Origin of the sequence: Mycoplasmopsis cynos (assembly GCF_900660545.1) — a bacterium.
Taxonomy (GTDB): domain Bacteria; phylum Bacillota_I; class Bacilli_A; order Mycoplasmatales; family Metamycoplasmataceae; genus Mycoplasmopsis; species Mycoplasmopsis cynos.
The window spans coordinates 186,382-206,113 of sequence record NZ_LR214986.1; the positions used below are offsets into that span (position 1 = coordinate 186,382).

The 19,732-nt window shown below is 27.6% G+C and carries 34 protein-coding genes; 28 read left to right on the top strand and 6 right to left on the bottom strand.

Annotation, left to right across the window (positions count from 1 at the left end; all coding sequences use genetic code 4):
- From EXC48_RS01165 to rplO, 22 genes are all read left to right on the top strand, one after another.
- Window positions 1-1,293 carry a hypothetical protein gene (locus EXC48_RS01165; RefSeq protein WP_129720478.1) on the top strand — a complete coding sequence of 431 codons (1,293 nt, stop codon included), beginning with the start codon at window positions 1-3 and terminating at the stop codon, window positions 1,291-1,293.
- Between the two features lie 8 nt (window positions 1,294-1,301).
- Window positions 1,302-1,643: a thioredoxin family protein gene (locus tag EXC48_RS01170; protein ID WP_015287038.1), complete on the top strand. Its 342-nt coding sequence runs from the start codon at window positions 1,302-1,304 to the stop codon at window positions 1,641-1,643.
- A gap of 193 nt (window positions 1,644-1,836) precedes the next feature.
- A complete protein-coding gene (gene rpsJ, locus EXC48_RS01175; protein ID WP_129720479.1) occupies window positions 1,837-2,142 on the top strand; it encodes a 30S ribosomal protein S10 in 306 nt (101 codons plus the stop codon).
- Between the two features lie 21 nt (window positions 2,143-2,163).
- Entirely contained in the window at window positions 2,164-2,961 is a 798-nt protein-coding gene (rplC, locus tag EXC48_RS01180; RefSeq protein ID WP_129720480.1) for a 50S ribosomal protein L3, read from the top strand.
- On the top strand, window positions 2,961-3,809 hold the full coding sequence (gene rplD / locus EXC48_RS01185) for a 50S ribosomal protein L4 (protein WP_223216299.1): 849 nt from the start codon (window positions 2,961-2,963) through the stop codon (window positions 3,807-3,809). The genes rplC and rplD overlap by 1 nt, the downstream gene beginning before the upstream one ends.
- A gap of 2 nt (window positions 3,810-3,811) precedes the next feature.
- Complete coding sequence (rplW, locus tag EXC48_RS01190) at window positions 3,812-4,288, top strand: 50S ribosomal protein L23 (RefSeq protein WP_015287043.1); 477 nt, start codon at window positions 3,812-3,814, stop codon at window positions 4,286-4,288.
- 93 nt (window positions 4,289-4,381) lie between these two features.
- On the top strand, window positions 4,382-5,227 hold the full coding sequence (gene rplB / locus EXC48_RS01195; protein ID WP_015287044.1) for a 50S ribosomal protein L2: 846 nt from the start codon (window positions 4,382-4,384) through the stop codon (window positions 5,225-5,227).
- Window positions 5,227-5,505 (top strand): 30S ribosomal protein S19, encoded by a 279-nt coding sequence (gene rpsS, locus EXC48_RS01200; protein ID WP_015287045.1) that lies wholly within the window; start codon window positions 5,227-5,229, stop codon window positions 5,503-5,505. Before rplB ends, rpsS begins: the two co-directional genes overlap by 1 nt.
- A complete protein-coding gene (gene rplV / locus EXC48_RS01205) occupies window positions 5,505-5,846 on the top strand; it encodes a 50S ribosomal protein L22 (RefSeq protein ID WP_015287046.1) in 342 nt (113 codons plus the stop codon). Before rpsS ends, rplV begins: the two co-directional genes overlap by 1 nt.
- Window positions 5,846-6,496: a 30S ribosomal protein S3 gene (gene rpsC, locus EXC48_RS01210; protein WP_015287047.1), complete on the top strand. Its 651-nt coding sequence runs from the start codon at window positions 5,846-5,848 to the stop codon at window positions 6,494-6,496. Before rplV ends, rpsC begins: the two co-directional genes overlap by 1 nt.
- Window positions 6,496-6,912, top strand: coding sequence for a 50S ribosomal protein L16 (gene rplP, locus EXC48_RS01215; RefSeq protein ID WP_129720482.1), 417 nt, complete (start codon window positions 6,496-6,498; stop codon window positions 6,910-6,912). The genes rpsC and rplP overlap by 1 nt, the downstream gene beginning before the upstream one ends.
- 2 nt (window positions 6,913-6,914) lie before the next feature.
- Window positions 6,915-7,109, top strand: a complete 195-nt coding sequence (rpmC, locus tag EXC48_RS01220; RefSeq protein WP_015287049.1) for a 50S ribosomal protein L29 — start codon at window positions 6,915-6,917, stop codon at window positions 7,107-7,109.
- Between the two features lie 2 nt (window positions 7,110-7,111).
- On the top strand, window positions 7,112-7,378 hold the full coding sequence (gene rpsQ / locus EXC48_RS01225; RefSeq protein WP_015287050.1) for a 30S ribosomal protein S17: 267 nt from the start codon (window positions 7,112-7,114) through the stop codon (window positions 7,376-7,378).
- Window positions 7,378-7,743, top strand: a complete 366-nt coding sequence (gene rplN, locus EXC48_RS01230) for a 50S ribosomal protein L14 (RefSeq protein ID WP_015287051.1) — start codon at window positions 7,378-7,380, stop codon at window positions 7,741-7,743. Before rpsQ ends, rplN begins: the two co-directional genes overlap by 1 nt.
- 13 nt (window positions 7,744-7,756) lie before the next feature.
- The gene (gene rplX / locus EXC48_RS01235; RefSeq protein ID WP_015287052.1) at window positions 7,757-8,089 is read left to right on the top strand and encodes a 50S ribosomal protein L24; all 333 of its coding nucleotides are present in this window, start codon (window positions 7,757-7,759) and stop codon (window positions 8,087-8,089) included.
- A gap of 3 nt (window positions 8,090-8,092) precedes the next feature.
- On the top strand, window positions 8,093-8,638 hold the full coding sequence (gene rplE / locus EXC48_RS01240; RefSeq protein ID WP_015287053.1) for a 50S ribosomal protein L5: 546 nt from the start codon (window positions 8,093-8,095) through the stop codon (window positions 8,636-8,638).
- Window positions 8,638-8,823: a type Z 30S ribosomal protein S14 gene (locus EXC48_RS01245; protein ID WP_015287054.1), complete on the top strand. Its 186-nt coding sequence runs from the start codon at window positions 8,638-8,640 to the stop codon at window positions 8,821-8,823. The genes rplE and EXC48_RS01245 overlap by 1 nt, the downstream gene beginning before the upstream one ends.
- A 2-nt stretch (window positions 8,824-8,825) precedes the next feature.
- Window positions 8,826-9,221: a 30S ribosomal protein S8 gene (rpsH, locus tag EXC48_RS01250; protein WP_041593742.1), complete on the top strand. Its 396-nt coding sequence runs from the start codon at window positions 8,826-8,828 to the stop codon at window positions 9,219-9,221.
- Between the two features lie 8 nt (window positions 9,222-9,229).
- Window positions 9,230-9,772, top strand: coding sequence for a 50S ribosomal protein L6 (gene rplF / locus EXC48_RS01255; protein ID WP_041593849.1), 543 nt, complete (start codon window positions 9,230-9,232; stop codon window positions 9,770-9,772).
- 16 nt (window positions 9,773-9,788) lie between these two features.
- Window positions 9,789-10,139, top strand: a complete 351-nt coding sequence (gene rplR / locus EXC48_RS01260; RefSeq protein WP_015287057.1) for a 50S ribosomal protein L18 — start codon at window positions 9,789-9,791, stop codon at window positions 10,137-10,139.
- Window positions 10,140-10,141: 2 nt separating this feature from the next.
- Window positions 10,142-10,795 carry a 30S ribosomal protein S5 gene (gene rpsE, locus EXC48_RS01265; protein ID WP_015287058.1) on the top strand — a complete coding sequence of 218 codons (654 nt, stop codon included), beginning with the start codon at window positions 10,142-10,144 and terminating at the stop codon, window positions 10,793-10,795.
- A 2-nt stretch (window positions 10,796-10,797) separates the two neighbouring features.
- Window positions 10,798-11,238, top strand: a complete 441-nt coding sequence (rplO, locus tag EXC48_RS01270) for a 50S ribosomal protein L15 (protein WP_015287059.1) — start codon at window positions 10,798-10,800, stop codon at window positions 11,236-11,238.
- 164 nt (window positions 11,239-11,402) lie between these two features.
- Here the strand turns inward: rplO and EXC48_RS01275 are convergent, their stop codons facing one another.
- Window positions 11,403-11,669: a hypothetical protein gene (locus tag EXC48_RS01275; RefSeq protein WP_129720483.1), complete on the bottom strand. Its 267-nt coding sequence runs from the start codon at window positions 11,667-11,669 to the stop codon at window positions 11,403-11,405.
- Window positions 11,670-11,689: 20 nt separating this feature from the next.
- On the opposite strand from EXC48_RS01275, the gene EXC48_RS04645 reads away from it, so the two are divergent.
- The 6 genes from EXC48_RS04645 to EXC48_RS01300 all read left to right on the top strand — a co-directional run bounded on the left by EXC48_RS04645 (window position 11,690) and on the right by EXC48_RS01300 (window position 15,742).
- Window positions 11,690-11,830, top strand: a complete 141-nt coding sequence (locus EXC48_RS04645; RefSeq protein ID WP_165035622.1) for a hypothetical protein — start codon at window positions 11,690-11,692, stop codon at window positions 11,828-11,830.
- Between the two features lie 179 nt (window positions 11,831-12,009).
- Window positions 12,010-13,458: a proline--tRNA ligase gene (proS, locus tag EXC48_RS01280; protein ID WP_041593743.1), complete on the top strand. Its 1,449-nt coding sequence runs from the start codon at window positions 12,010-12,012 to the stop codon at window positions 13,456-13,458.
- A gap of 117 nt (window positions 13,459-13,575) precedes the next feature.
- Window positions 13,576-14,007: an MG284/MPN403 family protein gene (locus EXC48_RS01285; RefSeq protein ID WP_041593744.1), complete on the top strand. Its 432-nt coding sequence runs from the start codon at window positions 13,576-13,578 to the stop codon at window positions 14,005-14,007.
- Complete coding sequence (locus tag EXC48_RS01290) at window positions 13,994-15,100, top strand: hypothetical protein (protein WP_129720484.1); 1,107 nt, start codon at window positions 13,994-13,996, stop codon at window positions 15,098-15,100. Before EXC48_RS01285 ends, EXC48_RS01290 begins: the two co-directional genes overlap by 14 nt.
- Complete coding sequence (locus EXC48_RS01295; protein WP_041593746.1) at window positions 15,087-15,488, top strand: MHO_1590 family protein; 402 nt, start codon at window positions 15,087-15,089, stop codon at window positions 15,486-15,488. Before EXC48_RS01290 ends, EXC48_RS01295 begins: the two co-directional genes overlap by 14 nt.
- 17 nt (window positions 15,489-15,505) lie before the next feature.
- Complete coding sequence (locus EXC48_RS01300) at window positions 15,506-15,742, top strand: phosphopantetheine-binding protein (protein WP_041593850.1); 237 nt, start codon at window positions 15,506-15,508, stop codon at window positions 15,740-15,742.
- Window positions 15,743-15,848: 106 nt separating this feature from the next.
- Here the strand turns inward: EXC48_RS01300 and EXC48_RS01305 are convergent, their stop codons facing one another.
- Genes EXC48_RS01305 through gmk form a run of 5 tightly spaced genes read right to left on the bottom strand, consistent with a single transcriptional unit; the run spans window position 15,849 to window position 19,719 of the window.
- The gene (locus tag EXC48_RS01305) at window positions 15,849-16,514 is read right to left on the bottom strand and encodes a ribulose-phosphate 3-epimerase (protein WP_129720485.1); all 666 of its coding nucleotides are present in this window, start codon (window positions 16,512-16,514) and stop codon (window positions 15,849-15,851) included.
- Window positions 16,492-17,364, bottom strand: coding sequence for a ribosome small subunit-dependent GTPase A (gene rsgA / locus EXC48_RS01310; protein ID WP_129720486.1), 873 nt, complete (start codon window positions 17,362-17,364; stop codon window positions 16,492-16,494). Before rsgA ends, EXC48_RS01305 begins: the two co-directional genes overlap by 23 nt.
- Entirely contained in the window at window positions 17,351-18,364 is a 1,014-nt protein-coding gene (locus EXC48_RS01315) for a serine/threonine-protein kinase (RefSeq protein WP_015287069.1), read from the bottom strand. Before EXC48_RS01315 ends, rsgA begins: the two co-directional genes overlap by 14 nt.
- On the bottom strand, window positions 18,354-19,115 hold the full coding sequence (locus EXC48_RS01320; RefSeq protein ID WP_129720487.1) for a PP2C family protein-serine/threonine phosphatase: 762 nt from the start codon (window positions 19,113-19,115) through the stop codon (window positions 18,354-18,356). The genes EXC48_RS01315 and EXC48_RS01320 overlap by 11 nt, the downstream gene beginning before the upstream one ends.
- Window positions 19,108-19,719, bottom strand: a complete 612-nt coding sequence (gmk, locus tag EXC48_RS01325) for a guanylate kinase (RefSeq protein WP_015287071.1) — start codon at window positions 19,717-19,719, stop codon at window positions 19,108-19,110. The genes EXC48_RS01320 and gmk overlap by 8 nt, the downstream gene beginning before the upstream one ends.
- Window positions 19,720-19,732: the final 13 nt, after the last annotated feature.

Below are 19,732 nucleotides of genomic sequence, written 5' to 3' on the forward strand. Positions count from 1 at the left end.
ATGACATTAAAAAAAATTTATAATAAACTTGATATTAAATATCTAGAAAATAATGAAAAAATAAGCCCGAACCGAAAACTGTCAAGAAATACTAAAATTATTAATACTTGCTTATTAAGTGTATTATTATTTATGATAGTTTGTTCGATCGCTTATCTAATTCCTAATGTTTCTAAATCATTTAGAATATTTTATATTTTTTCATTTGGCTTAGCATTTGGAGGTTCAGTTTGAGCATTTATTCCGCTTTGCACTATTTTGCTATTATTTAGAGTTATAAATCATAAACTAGAGTCTAAAATTATTTTTTGATTGTCAAGAAGAAAAAAAATGAATTGATGAGATTACAAAAGGAAAATAATCTTAATTAGTGTATGAACATTCATCTTAGTTTTATTATGTTATCATGTTGGATTGCATTTTAATGATCCAAAACTAAGAGAGTTTGATTTTAATACAGAGAAGTTAAGAAATTTATTTTATTTTGGTTGGTGAGACAAGTTTTATAATGTAGGTATAAAAGATACCAATCAAAATGTAACTATCATTGATAATTTAATTAAAAATTACTCACTTTTTTCAAATCTAGGTTTTTTATTTGATACTCTCTTAAATGTTTTATATTTTATTTCAATATCATTTATTTTCCCGATAGTATTAATAATTATTTTAATAGTTTGAATAGTTAAAGAAATTTTGTTTCCTTATTTGTTTGTTAAATATCAAGGAAAATGAAAAAAAACAATTAATAATACAATATTAAATGAAAAAAATTATCTTGAGAATGTTCAAAAATATTTTATAAATACTTTATCAACACAGATTTTTTATAATTTTTTAGTATTTATTGAGAAAACCCAAAATACATTTAGAATAAAGCAATTTACCTTTTTTAAGTTTAAAACTACAATTTTAAAACATATTAAAGATGAGAAGTTATTAAATTTAATAAATGAATTTATGTCATCAAAGCTAAACGAATCTATAAATCAATATCAAAATGAGAATAAGGAAAATGTAAATCAAATTAAAGAAACAAAAAATAACATTGATTTATATGAGGAAATTTATGATGATGTTAATTTGTTTGAAGATGATATTAATATAACTTCGCTTACAAATATTAATTATTTGAATGAATCAAATAATGAAAGTACAAAAAATGAGATTGAAGATAATGATATAGAATTGACAATTGATCAAATTGAGTTAAAAAGCGAAAATAAAAACAATAATGTTAAAATAAAAAATAAAGTTGATAGTTGACTTGATAAAATGTCACCAATTGAATAGGAGAAAAAATGTTTAAAAAAATGCTATGAAATCACGCGGAACATACAATTAATAATAATAAAAAAAATAATTTAATATTCCTTGTTTTTACCACTGAATGATGTGGTGATTGTAAAATGATGAAAAGGACTTTTGATAGTGTTGCTGCGAAATTTAGCAACAATAAGGAGATAGCTTTTATTAATGTTGATGCTGAAGAAGCTAATTTATTTAGAAATCCTGATACAAAATGAAAAGTTATAAAAGTTCCAACAATGATGCTTTTAGATGGAGATGAAATTATTCAAAAAGCATATGAATATGTACCAGAAGAAGTCTTGGTAAACTGAATAGAACAAAAAATTTTATAATGCTGATACACCAAAAACAGTTGTTAGAAAACAAAGCAGAAAAATTTGTTTCTGTTTTTTTATTTATGCATTATAATTGTAAAGCAACTATAACAATGATCTATAAGGTTGTTAATGTGCCAAATGTTGTTGAGGACACATTAAGTTTTTATAGTGAGTTATTGTTCAAAAAGAACAAAAGGAGACAACCAAAATGAGTAAGTTAAGTGTTAAGGTAAAAGGTTTTGATCACGTTACTGTTGACCAAACAGCTAAAAAAATTTATTTAGTTGCTAAAGAAGAAGGTTTAAAAGTAAGTGGTCCAGTTCCATTACCAACAAAAAGAAACGAAATTACTATTTTAAGATCTGTTCACGTTAATAAAAAGTCACGTGAACAATTTGAAAGCAGAACACATCAAAGATTAGTTGTTATTTCTGATGTTAATGCAAAAATAAAAGATAGAATCGAAAGATTAGAATTACCAGTAGGTGTTGGTATTCAAGTAAAAACTAAGTAATACCATTATTAAGGAGAAAATATGAAAGGAATCTTAGGACGTAAAGTTGGTATGACTCAAATTTTCAGTGAATCTGGTCAAAGAATCCCAGTTACTGTAATAGAAGTACAACCAAATGTTGTATCAAAGGTTTTAACTGATGATAAAAATGGTTATGTAGCAACTCAATTAGCTTCTTTTGATAAGAAAGAAAATAGAGCTAATAAGCCAGAACAAGGTCATTTTAAAAAAGCTAATACAACACCTAAGCGCTACGTAAAAGAAGTTCGTAATATGTCAGGATATGAACTTGGGCAAATTATTAAAGCTGACATTTTTGTTGCAGGAGAACTTGTTGATGTTACTGGAATATCAAAAGGTAAAGGTTTTGCTGGAGCAATCAAGAGACATAATCAACACATTGGACCTAAATCACATGGTGGTGGTGGTGGATCACAACCTGTAAGACTTACAGGATCACTTGGAGATATTTCAGGTAATAGAGTTTTTAAAGGTATGACAATGCCTGGTCACTTAGGACATACAAAAACTACAGTTCAAAATCTCGAAATTATTAAAGTCGATATCGAGAATGATTTATTACTTGTTAAAGGATCAATTCCGGGACCTAAAAAATCATTTGTTATTATTAAACAAGCGGTTAAAGGTTTACCAAATCGTGAGCAAGTTAAACTTGTTGATGTCGTTGAAGTTATAAAAATGAATGAATTAATTGAAAATGCTAAGAAATTTGGTATTGAGGTTAAGGTTGGTATGAGTTCGTCAGAACTTGAAGCGTTAATTAAAGAAGCTGAAGCAAAAATAGAAGGAGAAAAATAATGGCTGAATCAAAGAAAAAAGTTGCAACTAATGAAGTTAAAACTAAAAAGACTGTTAAAAAAGAAACAGCTGTAAAAGCTAAATCTGAAACTCCTAAAAAAGCTTTGACAAAATCAATCACCAAGACTTCAACTAAAACAACTGTTGTTAAAAAAGAAGCAAGTGAAAAAATAAAAAAGACTGTTAAAAAAGAAACAGCTGTAAAAGCTAAATCCGAAAAAGTTAAAGTTAATAAAGATCTCAATGTTAAAAAAGTTGAATTTAATGTTGAAGGATTACCTGTTAATTTATTCGCAAGTGAAAAAATTTACAACCAAGCTATTTTTGATGCAATTTTATCTGAAAGAGCTTCAAGAAGACAAGGTACACACCAAGTAAAAAATCGTGCAGAAGTTTCTGGCAGTGGTAAAAAACCATGAAGACAAAAGGGAACAGGTAGAGCACGTCATAGTTCTATGCGTTCACCGATTTGAGTTGGTGGTGGTAGAGCATTCGGTCCTCAATCAAATAAGAATTATTCATTAAAAGTTAATAAGAAAGTTAAATATGCAGCTTTTGTATCTGCTTTAACATTATTAGCACAAGCAAAAGCTGTTGTTATTGATGATTTAACTTTAAAAGAAATTAAAACAAAAGAATTAGTTAAAAAACTTGTTGATTTAAATGTTAATGATCTTAAACATATTTTAATTGTTACAGAAGACCCGGTTGTATTTAAATCATCTCTAAATTTACAAAATGTGGTTGCTGTTAAAGCAAATTCAGTAACTGTTGAAAACTTAATTGGTGCAGATGTTATGATTATTTCAAACAAGAGTCTTGAATTATTTAAAGAGAGAGGTAGATAATTATGGAATTAACAAATGTTATAAAATCACCTATTCTTACAGAAAAAACAGACAAATTAAGATCTAACAAAAATAAACCAGTTTTCACATTTAAAGTTGATTATGCTGCTAATAAATACCAAATTAAAGAAGCAGTTGAAACTATTTTTAATGTAAAAGTAGAATCAGTAAATACTATAAAAGTTGGCAAAAAACCAAAAAGTGTTGGGCGTTTTCACGGATTTACAAATCGTTATAAGAAAGCGATGGTTACATTAGTTGACGGTAGTGAATTAAACTATCTACCAAATGATAATAAATCAGAAAAATTAGAAGCTGATGATAAAGAAAAATTGGCTAAAAAAGAAATGAACGCCAAAAAAACTAGTGATGTAGAAGCGAAAGTTGCTCAAAAACTTGCTACTAAAAAAGCAGTAGCTACAAAAACAGCTAGTGCTAAAAAACCTACTGTAACAAAAAGAAAAGTTGGTGGAGAATAATTATTTCACCAACCACAAAATTTAATTATTATGCGGAATAAAATGCTTAAAAGAAAGAACCGCAACTATTTTTAAGCAAAGGAGAACATATTTATGGCGATGAAATATCATAAGCCGACTACTAATGGACGTAGAAATATGTCATCTCTTGATTTCAAACAAAATTTATCAGGTCATACACCAGAAAAATCATTATTGGTTAATTTAAAAAATCACGCTGGTCGTAATAACCAAGGTAAAATAACTGTTCGACATCATGGAGGACGTGTAAAACGTTTCTACAGATTAGTAGATTTTAAACGTAATAAAGATAATATTCCAGCTATTGTTAAGACAATTGAATATGATCCAAATAGATCAGCAAATATTTGTTTATTAGCATATGCTGATGGTGAAAAAAGATATATTTTAGCTCCGAAAGGTATTAAACTTGGGCAAGTTGTACTTTCTGGAGATATGGTAGATATTGTTGTTGGTAATACATTACCATTAGCAAATATTCCAGAAGGAACATTTGTTCACAATATCGAAATGCAGCCAGGTGGAGGTGGTATTATTGCGCGTAGCGCAGGAGTTTCAGCTCAAATACTTGGTAAAGATGATGACGGAAAATACGTTGTTTTAAAATTAAAATCAGGTGAAACTCGTCGTATTTTAGCACGTTGTCGTGCAACAATCGGAGTTGTAGGTAATGAAGAACATTTATTAGTTAATGTTGGTAAGGCAGGAATTAATAGATATAAAGGAATTAGACCTACAGTTCGTGGTTCAGTTATGAACCCTGTTGACCACCCACATGGAGGAGGTGAAGGTAAGCAACCAGTTGGTCGTAAAGCTCCTCTTACTCCATGAGGTAAAAAAGCTCTTGGTGTTAAAACTAGAAAAACTAAAAAATCTTCAACTAAACTTATTTTAAGAAGAAGAAAGGATGCTAAATAATGGCTCGTAGTCTTAAAAAAGGTCCATTTGCTGATGAACATTTACTTAAAAAAGTGGATGCAATAGTGGATGGTAAAGCACCTAAAAAACCAATTAAAACTTGATCAAGACGTTCTACAATATTCCCTAGTTTTGTTGGATTAACATTTGCAGTTCACAATGGAAAACAATTTATTGAAGTTTATGTAACTGATGATATGGTTGGACATAAATTAGGTGAATTTTCACCTACAAGAACATTTTCTGGACATGGTGCTGACAAAGGTAAGAAAAAATAATGAAACAACAAGCAAAAGCACACGTTAAATTACAAAGAGTAAGTGTTTCAAAAGCGAAATTAGTCGCTAACTTATTTAGAGGAAAAAACGTTGATGTTGCGTTAGGAATCTTACACAACACTCCAAAGAAATCATCACCAATATTTATTAAGTTATTAAACTCAGCAATTGCAAATGCTACAAACAATCACGGAATGAATGCATCTAAGTTATTCGTAAAAGAAGTTTATGTTTGTGAAGGACCTACTCTTAAAAGATTTCAACCAAGAAGTAGAGGGAATGCTTATTCAATATTTAAACGTACATCTAACTTATCAATCGTATTAGAGGAGAGAAACTAATGGGACAAAAAGTTAATCCTAATGGATTTCGTTATGGAATTTCGAAACAACACAATACAAAATGATTTGCAGAAAAAGATAAATTTGGTAATTTCTTAGTAGAAGATGCAAAAATTTATAAGTTTTTTGATAAATATATTCGTCAATATCAAATTGGTAAATTAGAAGTAAGAAGAAATAAGGATAACAAAGTAACAGTTTTAATTCACACCGTAAGACCTGCTGCTATTTTAGGTCAAGAAGGCAAAAATATTCAAGAGTTAACAGTAAAAATTCAAAAATATGTAAAAAATCGTAAATTAAATCTTAACTTACAAGTTTTAGAACTTAAAAAACCTGATTTAAATGCTAAATTATTAGCAGAAATGATTGCTACAAAATTAGAAAATCGTGAAAGCTTCCGTTCAGCTCAAAAAATAGCTATTAGACTTGCGATGAAAGCAGGAGCTAAAGGTATTAAAACAATGGTTAGTGGACGTCTAAACGGAGTTGATATGGCACGTTCAGAAGGTTATTCTGAAGGCGAAATGAAACTTCACACTTTAAGACAAGATGTAGAATATGCTACTGCGACAGCTAGAACAACATATGGAGCAATTGGTGTTAAAGTATGAATTTCATTAGGTGAAATTTTAGGAGGTAATAAATAATGTTACAACCTAAAAGAACCAAATATAGAAAACCTTTTTTAGTTAAACATGATAAGCGTAAAGCTACAAAAGGTAACACAGTAGTATTTGGAGAGTATGGACTTCAAGCAGTAACATCTGCATGAGTTACAGCTCGTCAAATTGAGTCAGCGCGTATTGCAGCTACTCGTAGAATGGGACGTGAAGGACAAGTTGTTATTAGAATTTTCCCTCATTTTGCTAAAACATCTAAACCGATCGGGATTCGTATGGGTTCAGGTAAAGGTGCCCCAGAATTATGATATACAGCAGTTAAAGTAAATACCGTTATGTTTGAAGTAAACGGTGTTGCAGAAGAAGTTGCACGTGATGCTTTACGTCTTGCAGGTCACAAATTGCCAGTTAAATGAAAAATTATTAATAAAGGAGAAAAATAATTATGTCTTATTCAGATTTATTAAAGAAATCTATTGATGAACTTGAAACATTAGTTTTAGAATTAAAAGCAGAATTATTCTCTTTAAAATATAAAAATACAATTGGTGATTTAAAAGAAACCCACAAGATTAAAGAATTAAGAACTAATGTTGCAAAAGCTCTTACAGCATTAAATGAGAAAAAAGGAGCTAAATAATTATGGAAAGAAATACAAGAAAAACCTTAACTGGAATTGTTGTTTCAGCAGGTAAAGCAGCTAAAACCATTATTGTTGCTGTCGATACATACAAAAAACATCCATTATACTCAAAACGTTATAAATCAACTAAAAGATTTGCAGTACATGATGAGGAACAAAAAGCAAAACTTGGAGACACTGTTATTATTATGGAAACAAGACCATTTTCAAAAACAAAGCACTTTAGATTAGTTTCTATTACTGCTTCAAAAGAAGGACAAAACTAATGATAATAGAATTATCAAAAGCAAATGTCGCAGATAATTCGGGTGCAAAAGAAATTGGTGTTATTCGTATTTTAGGTGGATCAAAGAAAAAAGTTGCTAAAATTGGTGATATTATTGTATGTTCAGTTAAAAAAGCAATTCCAAATGGTATTGTAAAAGAAGGTCAAGTTGTTAAAGCGGTTTTAGTTCGTTCATCATATGGAATTCACCGCGATAATGGTACATATATTCGTTTTGATGATAATGCTGTTGTAATACTTAAAGAAGATTTAACACCACGTGGAACTCGTGTTTTTGGACCAGTTGCTCGTGAAATTCGTGAAAAATTCCCAAAGATTGTTTCATTAGCGCCAGAGGTTTTATAAGGAGTTATTTATAATGTCTAGAATAAAGTTTAAGAAAAATGATGAAGTAATCGTTATTGCTGGAAAAGAAAAAGGGAAAATAGGAACAATTGAAAAAGTATTAAACAAAGAACAAAGAGTTATTGTCAAGGATATAAACATTGTTAAAAAACATAACAAACCTACTCAAAAGAATCAAGATGGTTCTATTACAGAATTTGCTGCTCCAATTCATATTTCAAACGTTGCATATTTAGTTAAAAAAGCATCAAAAAGTCATCCAAATCAATTCTCAAAACTTGGTTATAAATTAAATAAAGATGGTAAAAAAGTGAGAGTTGTTAAGAAAACACAAAAGGAAATCTAATCTATGTTAAAACAAAGATATTTAGAAAAAGCAGTTCCTGCTCTTATTGAAAAATATAAATACTCATCTGTTATGCAAGTTCCAAGAATTGAAAAAGTTATATTAAATATGACTGCTGGTAAAGAAATTTCTAATTCAAAAGCAATTGAAGAAGTTTTACAAGAATTAACCCTTATTTCAGGGCAAAAACCATTCGAAACAAAAGCTAAAAAATCAAATGCTTCATGAAAATTACGTGAAGGAATGCCTATGGGTGGTAAGGTTACACTTCGTAGAGATAGAATGTGAGATTTTTTAGAAAAATTAATTAACATTTCATTACCACGTGTTCGTGATTTTCGTGGTGTAAACCCTAAGGCCTTTGATGGAAGAGGAAATTTTGCTTTAGGTATAAAAGAACAAATTATATTCCCAGAAATTGAATTTGATAAAATTCGTCGTATTAAAGGTCTTGATGTACTTATTGTAACAACAGCAAAAACTAATGATGAAGCTAAAAGTTTATTAGAACTTTTAGGTGTACCATTTGAGAAAAAAGGAGCTAAATAATGGCTAGAAAAGCATTGATAGAAAAATCAAAACGTCATCCTAAATTTTCTACACGTGCATATACACGTTGTGAATTATGTGGAAGACCGCATGCAGTTTTAAGAAAATACAAAATTTGTCGTATATGTTTTAGAAATTTAGCACATGAAGGAAAAATTCCTGGTGTTAAGAAAGCGAGTTGATAATTATGTTTATTACAGATCCAATTTCAGATTTAGTTGTTCGTATTAAAAATGCAAACGCTAGAAAACATAAAACTGTTTCTATTCCTTATTCAATAAAAAAAGAAGCTATTGTTAAGTTAATTGCAGAACAAGGGTACATTACATCATATTCAATTGAAGGTGAAAAAACACAAAAATCAATAGTAATTACATTAAAGTACAAAAAAGGACAACCTGCCATCGTGGGTATTAAAAGAGTTTCAAAACCAGGACTTAGAGTATATGTCAAGTCAGATGAAATTCCATCTATCATTTCTGGTTATGGTACAGTAATTATTTCAACATCAAAAGGACTAATGACAGGAGCTAATGCTAGAAAGGAAAATGTAGGTGGTGAAATTATCGCTTACATTTGATAGGTAGTGATATGTCACGTGTTGGAAATCGTGTATTAACTATTCCTACTGGAGCATCAGTTACAGTAGAAGGTTCAAAAGTTACTGTAAAAGGTGCTTTAGGAACTTTAGAAAGAGAATTTAGTCCATTAATTTCAGTTGTTGTTGAAGGGAATAAAATAACAACTGTTCGTGCAAATGATGAAAAAATTACAAAACAACTTCATGGAACAACTAACTCACATATTTCAAATATGCTTGTTGGTGTTTCAAAGGGATTCAAGAAAGATTTAGAAATCAAAGGGGTTGGTTATAAAGCAGTTTTATCTGGTTCTGAACTTGTGGTTTCAGCAGGATATAGTCATAATGTTACATTAAAAGTTCCAACAACTGTTAAAGTAACAGTTGCAAAACCAACAGAAGTTTCTGTTTCTGGTATTGATAAACAAAGTGTTGGGCATTTTGCCTCATTAATTCGTGATATAAGAAGACCAAGTGTTTATTCAGGTAAAGGTATTTCATACAAGGGTGAAAAATTAAGACGTAAAGAAGGGAAAACAGCTTCTAAAAAGTAGGAGCTAGGATAAAGATATGGCAAAATTATCAAGAAATGCTGCAAGAAAGCAAAAACATTTTCGTGCACGTTACAAAATTAATGGAACTGCATCAAAACCTCGTTTAAACGTATTTAAATCTCACCAAAACTTTTATGCTCAATTAATTGATGATGTTAAAGGGATTACATTAGCTAGTGTATCTACTCTTTCATCAAAAGAATATAGTGGTAATATAGAATCTGCAAGAAAAATAGGTTTATTAATGGGTGATAAAATTAATAAATTAGGATTTAAAGAAGTGGTATTTGATCGTGGAGGATATATTTTTCATGGACGTGTAAAAGCATTCGCTGAGTCAGTAAGAGAAAAAGGAGTTAAATTCTAATTATGTCTAATGAACAAGAAAAAAAATTATCTCAAAATGAAACAGGTACAAAAGAAGTTGTAATTAAAAAACCATTAAGAACAGCAAAAAAACCTACCGATATATCAAAAGATAAAAACTCAGAACGTCGTCCAAAAAGACATTCGCAATCAAAAGAACGTCGTCCAAAAGTAGAATCAGAATACACAGAAAAATTAATTGATGTAGCACGTGTTACAAAAGTTGTAAAAGGTGGAAGAAGATTTAGTTTTTCTGCTTTTGTTGTAATTGGTAATAAAAAAGGTAGCGTTGGTTATGGACATGGAAAGGCTAATGAAGTTCCCGATGCTATTAAAAAAGCTGTTAAAGATGCAAAAAATAATGTTGTTAATGTACCTTTAAATGAAAAAACTGGAACAATTCCACATGAAGTTAATGCAAAATTTTTATCTTCAAAGGTTATGTTGAAACCAGCTGTTAAAGGTAAGGGACTTATTGCTTCTGGAACTGTTCGTTCAGTAGTTGAATTAGCAGGATACACTGATATTGTTACTAAAACATATGGATCACGTTCAAAAGCTAATATTGTTAAAGCTACAATTAAAGCACTTCAAAACTTAAGAACACCTGAACAAATTGCAGAAATAAGAGATAAAGATGTAAAGGATCTTAAATAATTATGACAGTTAAATTACATACTTTAAAATTTACTGAAGGTTCAAGACCAGAAAAACACCGTAAAGGACGTGGTCATGCTGCTGGAAAAGGTAAGCAAGCAGGTAAAGGACAATCAGGACAAAATAAACGTAAAGGACATAGATTAGGATTTGAAGGTGGACAAACTCCTTGATTCCGTCGTATTGGTAAACGTGGATTTACAAATGTAAATCATATTGAATTTCAAGTTATTAATCTGAAAGACCTTGAGTTAAGATTTGAAAATAATTCAGAAATCACTGTTGAAAAATTATTTGAGTCAGGTTTAGTAAAAAGAAATTTACCTATTAAATTACTTGGTAATGGAACATTAACTAAAAAAGTTACTGTTTATGTTAATAAAGCAAGTGAATCAGCAAAAGAAGCTGTTGAAAAACTTGGTGGAAAAATCATTGAATTTTAATTTAAAAATGCCTATTAATTAGGCATTTTTATTTTATAATTTTCAACATTTTGTCTATGTAATGAAAATTTTAGTACAATTTAGGTAAGGAATATTTTGATACCTTTAAATTATTTGTTTTTTACAAAAAATTGTACAAATAATCAAGGAGAAAAATGGGAAACTTAATTAACTTTCTTGGGATTACCGATTATTAATTCAGTATATCCTAGAGCTATTTTATGAGCAAGTATTTGAACCATTTCGTATAGAATATTTTTATATTCATTTTGTTTTATGATTATGGCAGGTTTAAAATTAAATAAAGAGAATTTAAAAAATTTAATTAAAACAGCATTATTAAATCCAATTATAATTGTGACACTTTTAGGATTAGTATTTTGATTATCACAACTAACACCTGGAACAGGAGCATAGAAGAAGGATCTCAAATCCAACTATAGTGAAGTTAATGTCATATTATCCACGTTTTATCGTTACACCGCATATTGGATCATACACTGATGAAGCAGTTGCTAATATGGTTGAAATTTCATTTGATAATTTAAATGAATTTTTAACTTTTGGCAAATGTGAAAATAAAATTGGTTAAGCAAAATTTATACTATAAAAAATGCATTATAAAGATTTTTAAGTCTTATATAATACATTTTTAGTTTTGATATTATTAATAAATAAACAAAATAAATTAATATATTATTATATAAAAAAATAAACTTTTTTTATTATGCTAGTTAAGAATTTAATAAAAAATTGTATAATAATAAAATAATGAAGAGAGCAAACGAATTAGATAAAATTACACCAATGGAAGTGGATTTTTCAAAGTGATATACAGATGTTGTTAAAAATGGTAATTTAATAGCTTATGGTCCAACAAAAGGTTCTTTAATTTTTAAACCTAATTCATTAGGCATTTGAGAAATGATCCAAAAAGAACTTAATAAAATTTTTAAGTTAAAAGGTGTTCAAAATGTTTATATGCCACTATTAATACCAGAAAGTTTATTTAATTTAGAAAAAGAACATATAGCTGGATTTAATCCTGAATTAGCAACTGTTACACAAGTTGGAGATAAAGTTTTGAGTGAAAAACTTTTTATCCGTCCAACTTCTGAAGTTTTATTTGCAGATTTATTTAAGCGTTCAATTAATTCATATAATGATTTACCTATTATATATAATCAATGAGCTAATGTTGTGAGATGAGAAAAAACAACTAATCCATTTTTAAGATCAAGAGAATTTTTATGACAAGAAGGACATACATGTCATATTTCAACTAAAGAGGCAAGAAGATTTACAAGAGAAATGATCAATACTTATTCTAAATTTCTAAAGAACTATCTAGCTATACCTACAATAGTAGGGAGAAAAACACCAAGAGAAAAATTTTCTGGTGCATGTTCAACATATACAATTGAAGCCATGATGAAAGATGGAAAAGCATTACAATCAGGAACAAGTCACTATCTTGCTCAAAATTTTTCAAAACCATATGAAATAAAATTTAAAAATAAAGATAATAAAGATGATTTTGTTTATCAAACTTCATGAGGAATAACTACAAGATTAATTGGAGCTTTAATAATGACGCATGGCGATAATAGAGGAATTATTATTCCGCCTAGAATTGCACCAACTCAGATTGATATTCTTGAAATATTTGCTAATAAGGACCCTAATGTTTCTAAAATTGCTAAAAAAATCTATATTGATCTTGGTAGAAAATTTAGAGTTAATCTAGATAAATCAGATAGAAATCCAGGTTTTAAAGCATCAAATAGCGAAATTCAAGGGGTACCATTAAGAGTCGAGATTGGACCTAGAGATTTATTAAATAATGAAGTAACAATAGTTCGCCGCGATACATTAGAAAAAGAAGTAGTTAAAATTGAAAAATTAAAAGAACGTATTACTTTTATTTTAAAAGATATCCATGATAATCTTTATAATAAAGCAAAGCAAAGACTTGATGAAAGAACTGTTTTTGTTACTAATTATGATGAATTTAAAAAAGAAATTGCAAATAATAAATTTGTAATAACTCCATTTTGTTGTTCAGATGAAGCGGAAGAAATTATCCAAGAAGAAACTGGAGCAACAGCTAGATGTATTCCGATTAAACAAAACATCAAACCTGAACATAGTTCACTTTGTATAATCCCTGATTGTCAAAGCAAAACAAAAAGATTTGTAATTTTTGCAAAAGCATATTAACTTTTAATAAAAATGGTGGAAAAATAAATAATTTTTCCACTTTTTAGTATTTTTTTCATTCAATATATAAATTTATTTTAAAAAAAGCGTAAACTTTTAATTGAAATGGATGTAAATATGTTGTTAGACGAGCAAAAGAATATAGAAAAAAATATTCTAATAAAAGAAATTGAAAATAACAAAGAGTTCTATCAAAAGATGTGTAAGCTAGTTGATGAAATTTTTTTAATTTTTTGGTTATATAAAGATATTTATCGTAAGACACTTTTAAAGGTTAAGTTAGAAAGAAGATTTTTTCCTGACAAAAGAGAACTAAGAGAGTTCCAACGAGTTTTAGAAAGAAGACTTCAAGATGGTTCAACATTAATAAATTATATAATGGAGTATATGACACCAGAGTCATCATGAATAATTGAAAAATGCTATTTAGATGAAGAAACTAAAGATTTTACTGAGTGATATTTAAAACACTTTTCTAAAACAACATTTTATAAAAAGAAAAAAATTGCAATATTAGAATTTGCAAACTTGTATCTTGGTCTTTTTTAATTATAATCATTCTTCTAAAATAGAAAATAGTGATATTCAATTATCAAGAGCAAATATTTTTACTGAGTTTAAGTTTAATGAATCAAAAAATTTTAATCATAAAGAAATAAATTTTAATTTAGAAATATTTGAAGGTTTTGATGCAAGAAAACAATTTATAGTTTTTGATGATGGACAATATTCAACAAATAGTCCATATGATATATTTAGTTATGAGATATACATAAATGGAAACACAAGATATAAATTCGAAAGAGGCAAAAGAATTGTTTTGGATCTTGAAAAGCTCTTAAAAGAAAAGGAAAATTTAAAAAAGATATCCTTAAGATTTAAAGATCGAAACGATGAAGAATTGGGCTCTTTTAATGTTGAATATCTTGATGAAACAAATAATAATTTACATATAAGAAGTGGTTTTAAAACTGATGAGTTTAAGATTAAATATTCAAGTTCAATACAAGTAAAAGGAACGAATTTATATATCCTAGATAGATTTTTAAGAAGCAGATATATTTGATCTGAAATTAATTCTAAAAATGAAACTAAAAAAGTTTTGGAATTATCATTTAAGTTTGATCCGCTTCCAGACGGCCTTAATAGGCTATTTGAAAACATCTTTTTTGCTCCTGTTATAAAGGAGCCAAGATTATATATTCCAGAAATATATAATGATAAAGAACCAATTAAGTTAAATTCAAAATATGAAAAAATAGGTGAAGACTATTATGTTTATTTAGATATATTTGATATCTTACTAACAAATGATGAAAGAGGTGAAATTGTTAAATCTATAAAAGATAAAGCTAAACAAACACTTAGAATACCTAATAAATGTAATGAACAAGTGGAATTGAATATAACATTTAAACTATATAACAATTTCATTTCTATTTATTATAAAAAATTAGGTATTGGTAGATCATTTAGAACAAATTCGAGTTTACCAAATATAAAAATTAATGATAAACCATTAAAGCGTGAGTATAGATATAAAATTGATTCTAGTGATCTTATTAGAGTATTATCTTTAAATAGTTCTGAGTTTAAAATAGATGATTTTTATATCGGAAGAAAAGAAGATGAAAATTACTAAGGCAAAAACTTTTGGTGTTTTATTAGTTTCATTAATAGTTGGTAGTGTAATTTATATTATGGTATCACAAATTGTTTATACTAAAAAAACTGATTTATTTGTAGCTAAAAAAAATGATATGAAACACAACGAAATAACAATTTTTCCTGATCTAGATAATAAATTTGTTGATCAAATAGCTGAGAAAGATCAATCTGGAAATATTATTTTGAATGAGAAATTAGCAACAAAATTAATAAGTTCCGTTTTAAAGAGAGTTAATGAATATAATGGTGATATATTATTTGATTATGAGATCAACCTAGATAATAATTCAATGACTTTATATTTTAAACATGTTGATAACAATGAAACAAAAGAAGTAAAAAATTATATAATAACCATATAATTTTGTATAATTTCAATATGGATAATATAAGACATATAATTTTAGAAAACTTTTCGAAAATCGCACGAAAAAAAGTTAATGTTAATGATGTTATTAGGGATTTAAATATTGATTCATTGGATATAGCAGAGATAATTGTTTTAGCTGAGGAGCAATTCAATATTACAATCTTTGATGAAGAAATTCTTAAAATATCTAAAATTTCTGATGTTATTAATTTAATAACAAAAAAATTAGAAAGAAAAGATAAATAAAATCTTTTATTAGAAAATTAATTACTTTTTTTATAAAAAAAGGTTAAAAAATATTAACATTAATGTGTTAATATTTTTTTGTTTTTTAAAAAGTAATGAAAAAACATTATGATTTAAATTTTCCAAGAATACTTTGAATTCTCTCTGAAGTGGGTTCACAAACTAAATAGGTTCCAGCAACAACAGCATCAGCTCCAAATTTTAAACATAATGGACCAGTTATTGAATTAATACCGCCATCTACTTGAATTAGAAAATCGAATGAATTATTGTTTCTAATCATTTTTAATTCCTTTATTTTTTCATATGAAGATTCGATAAATTTTTGACCACCTCTTCCAGGTTCAACTGACATTACTAAAACTAATGAAAGTTTATCCAAAAATTTTTTTATATTCAAAACACTGGTATTAGGTTTTATTGCTAGACCTATTTTTAGTTCATGATGGTATTTATCTAAAAATTCTTGGAATTTAACTAAGTCATTTTGAATTGCTTCATAGTGGAATGTGATAATATCAACATCATTTTTAACTTTATCAACATATTCATAAGGATTAATCACCATTAAATGAGCATCCTTAATGTGAGGTAAGGCATTTTTATTAATTTTAATTATTTCATCAATTTCTATTGCAGTATTGGGAACAAAAATACTATCCATAATATCATAATGAATTCATTTAATTCCATTTGAAATTAAGGTGTTCGCCATTGAAAGACGTTGCTCTTTATTAACATTTAATAAACTAGGTGTAACATATTTTTTCATTTTTTCTTCTTTCTTTTAATTCTCTTTGCAATTTTACATAATTTTCATAACGAAAATCTAAAATTTGTCCTTCATTTAAAGCTAATTTAATTGCGCAATCACTTTTATTTTCATTTAAATGTAAACAACTTCGATATTTGCATTTTTTGGAAAGAGTTTTAAAAAGTGTATAGCTTTTCGCTAATTCAAGTTCATTTAAATTGATATCAATAGATGAAAAACCAGGAGTATCAATTAAAAAACCATCTAAAAATTTAATAATTTTAACTACTCTTGTAGTGTGTTTTCCCCTGCCGAGCGCTTTTGAAATTTCTTGTGTATGATATTTAAATTGACCAATATTGTTTATTGTAGTAGTCTTTCCCACACCGCTTTGACCCATAAATAAGGAATATTTACCGCTAAATATTTTCTTAACATTATCATTTAATTTATTTAAATTATCAATTAAATAAACATCATAACCTAATTTTTGATAATTGTTTTTTCACTTCATTGCTAGTTCAAAATTTAAATCTACCTTTGTTATAAAAATAATTGGCTTTATGTTTTGAAATTCAATTAAACTTAAATATTTATCAACTAAAAAGCTACTAAATTCTGGGTCTTGTATTGACATAAATATTATTGCTTGATCAATATTTGCGACTTTTGGACGAATAAGACTATTATGTCTTTTTATAACATCAATAATTAATCCGTCTTTTATTTTTACATTATCACCAACTAATAAAGACACCTTGTGATACCTTAATTTTCCGGCTCCTTTAAGGAATGAAATTTCATTAGTTTTAGTATTATGTACTTCATATGATCCTGCTACTACTGAAAAAATCTTATATTCTGACATCTACTACTCCTAAAAATCACGCTGCAAGAATAATTCCGCCTATAATCAGTAAAATAACAATAATGGCAATTATTAGAAATTTAGTTGAATTAATAATTTCCGAAAGACTTCTTTTTGCTTTTAATGTCTTTATTGAAATGGGTTTTTCAAGTTTTCTATCATCTCTTAAAGAAGTATAAACATCATTTCTTAGTTCTCAAACATCCGGATATCTTTCTTTCGGGTTTTTTGCAGTAGCTCTAATTATAATATTACAAACAGATTGAGGTAAATCTCGATAATTTTTAGGATTAGGAAATTCTTTATCGCGATGCATTAAAATAGTTTTATTTTCTTTATCACTTTCAAATGGATATTTACCAATTAACATTTCATAATAGACAATACCAATAGCGTAAATATCAACAGCCTTAGTTATTTTAGCGTTTTTAATAGTATATTCAGGAGCAGAGTAATGTGGAGAGCAAATTATTGCATTTGTTCTTGTATAACGATGAGATTCTTCTGATACTGATATTCCAAGATCTAAAACCTTAATATAATAATTTTCTTGGATCATAATATTTTGAGATTTTATATCGCGATGAATAATTCCTAATGAGTGTAGTTCACCTATTGCATTAGCAATTTGTCGAATAAAATTATTTGCTGTATTAACCGGCAATTGACGATTTTTTTTAAGCATATCATACAATGTTTCTCCTTTAACTAATTCCATAACATAGAATTGTTCTTTAGCATCACTATATGAATCAAATAATTTTGGAAAATTTTCAGATTTAATTTTTTTTAAGAGCTTAATTTCATCTAAAAAACGTTTTTTCGATAATTCATTAAAGTCATTATATCGATATTTTAAGGCATATTCAGTACTTGGATCATCTTTTAATCGGACAGAACAAACAACACCCATTCCGCCATAACCAAGAACCCGTCCAATTTTGTATTTTTTATGAATCATTGAATCATCCGGAATCTGTAAACTTTTTTTATTTATCATTTTTAATCTCCATTAAAATTGCGCTCATATTGTCGTTTGATTCGCTAATCAATGATAATGTAACCAAACTATTTAATTTTTGTAAGGTAGTATCTTTTTTATTACTTAAAATAAAATGAATTTGATCATTTGTTAAGAATTCATGAATTCCATCTGAGGTTAATAAAATCTTAGTTATGGGATTTTCAAAATTATTTTCGAGAACAATAAAATCAATTTTAGTTTCTAGGTTTGCGCCAATCGCACTTGTTAAATAACGATAAACACGATAATTTTTTTCAATATTTTTTTGTTCAATTCCTTCATCTATTCAACGATTTAGAAGATTATGATCTCTAGTAATTTGTAATAATTCACCATTTTTTTTATAAATATAACAACGTGAATCGCCGCTATAAAAGACTATTAATTTTTTTTCTAATTCATTGTACATAAATGAGACCAATGTGGTACCCATATCTTTTTTTTCAGGCGAATTAATAGCGATTTTTTTCATTTCATTTTTAATATTCATAATTGAGTTAAAAATGAATGATTTTAAGTCTTCAATGTTAGTGTATGTAAAAAAATTCATAAAGTCCATACTTAAAATTTCCAATGCAATATTAGCAGCATGATCTCCATTTTTATGGCCACCCATCCCATCACATAAAATGCCTAAGTAAATGTTATTTTTAATAAAATAACCAACTCTGTCTTCATTGTTGGTTCTTTGATTTCCTTTTTCACTGATTTTATCAATCTTAATCAAGTCCCAACTCCTTATGTAAAATATTTCTAATTTCTTGTGCTGCTCTTTCAGGGACATCGTTAATGATTTTGTATTTAAAAATATATGAATCAGCAATTTCAATTTCAGCTTTTCTTAATCTATCTTTTAGTGTTTGATTATTTTCGGTCCCTCTTGTTAAGATTCTATTTCTAAGATCATCAATTGAAGGTGGAGCTAAAAAAATTGTAATGAGATTATATTTATTTTTTAATTTTTCATCTTGAAATTTTTTAAGAACTTTTTTAACACCATTTGTTTCAATTTCTAATAATGGAACAAGGTTTTTTTGATGGATTTTATCTAATTCAGAATATAAAGTTCCATAATAATTATTTAAGTGATAAGAAAATTCTAAAAACATACGATTCTTCATCTTGTCTCTAAATTTTTCAGTGTCAATAAAATAATAATGAATTCCATTTAATTCACCATTTCTTGGTTTTCTAGTTGTAGCAGAGCATGAGAAAGAGAGTTGAAGTTCCTCATATTCAAAAAGCAACCTTTCGATTGTTCCCTTGCCAACACCACTAGGACCTGATAGAATAATTATAGGCTCTTTTTGAGAATTCATATTATTTTTCATAATGTAATTTTAC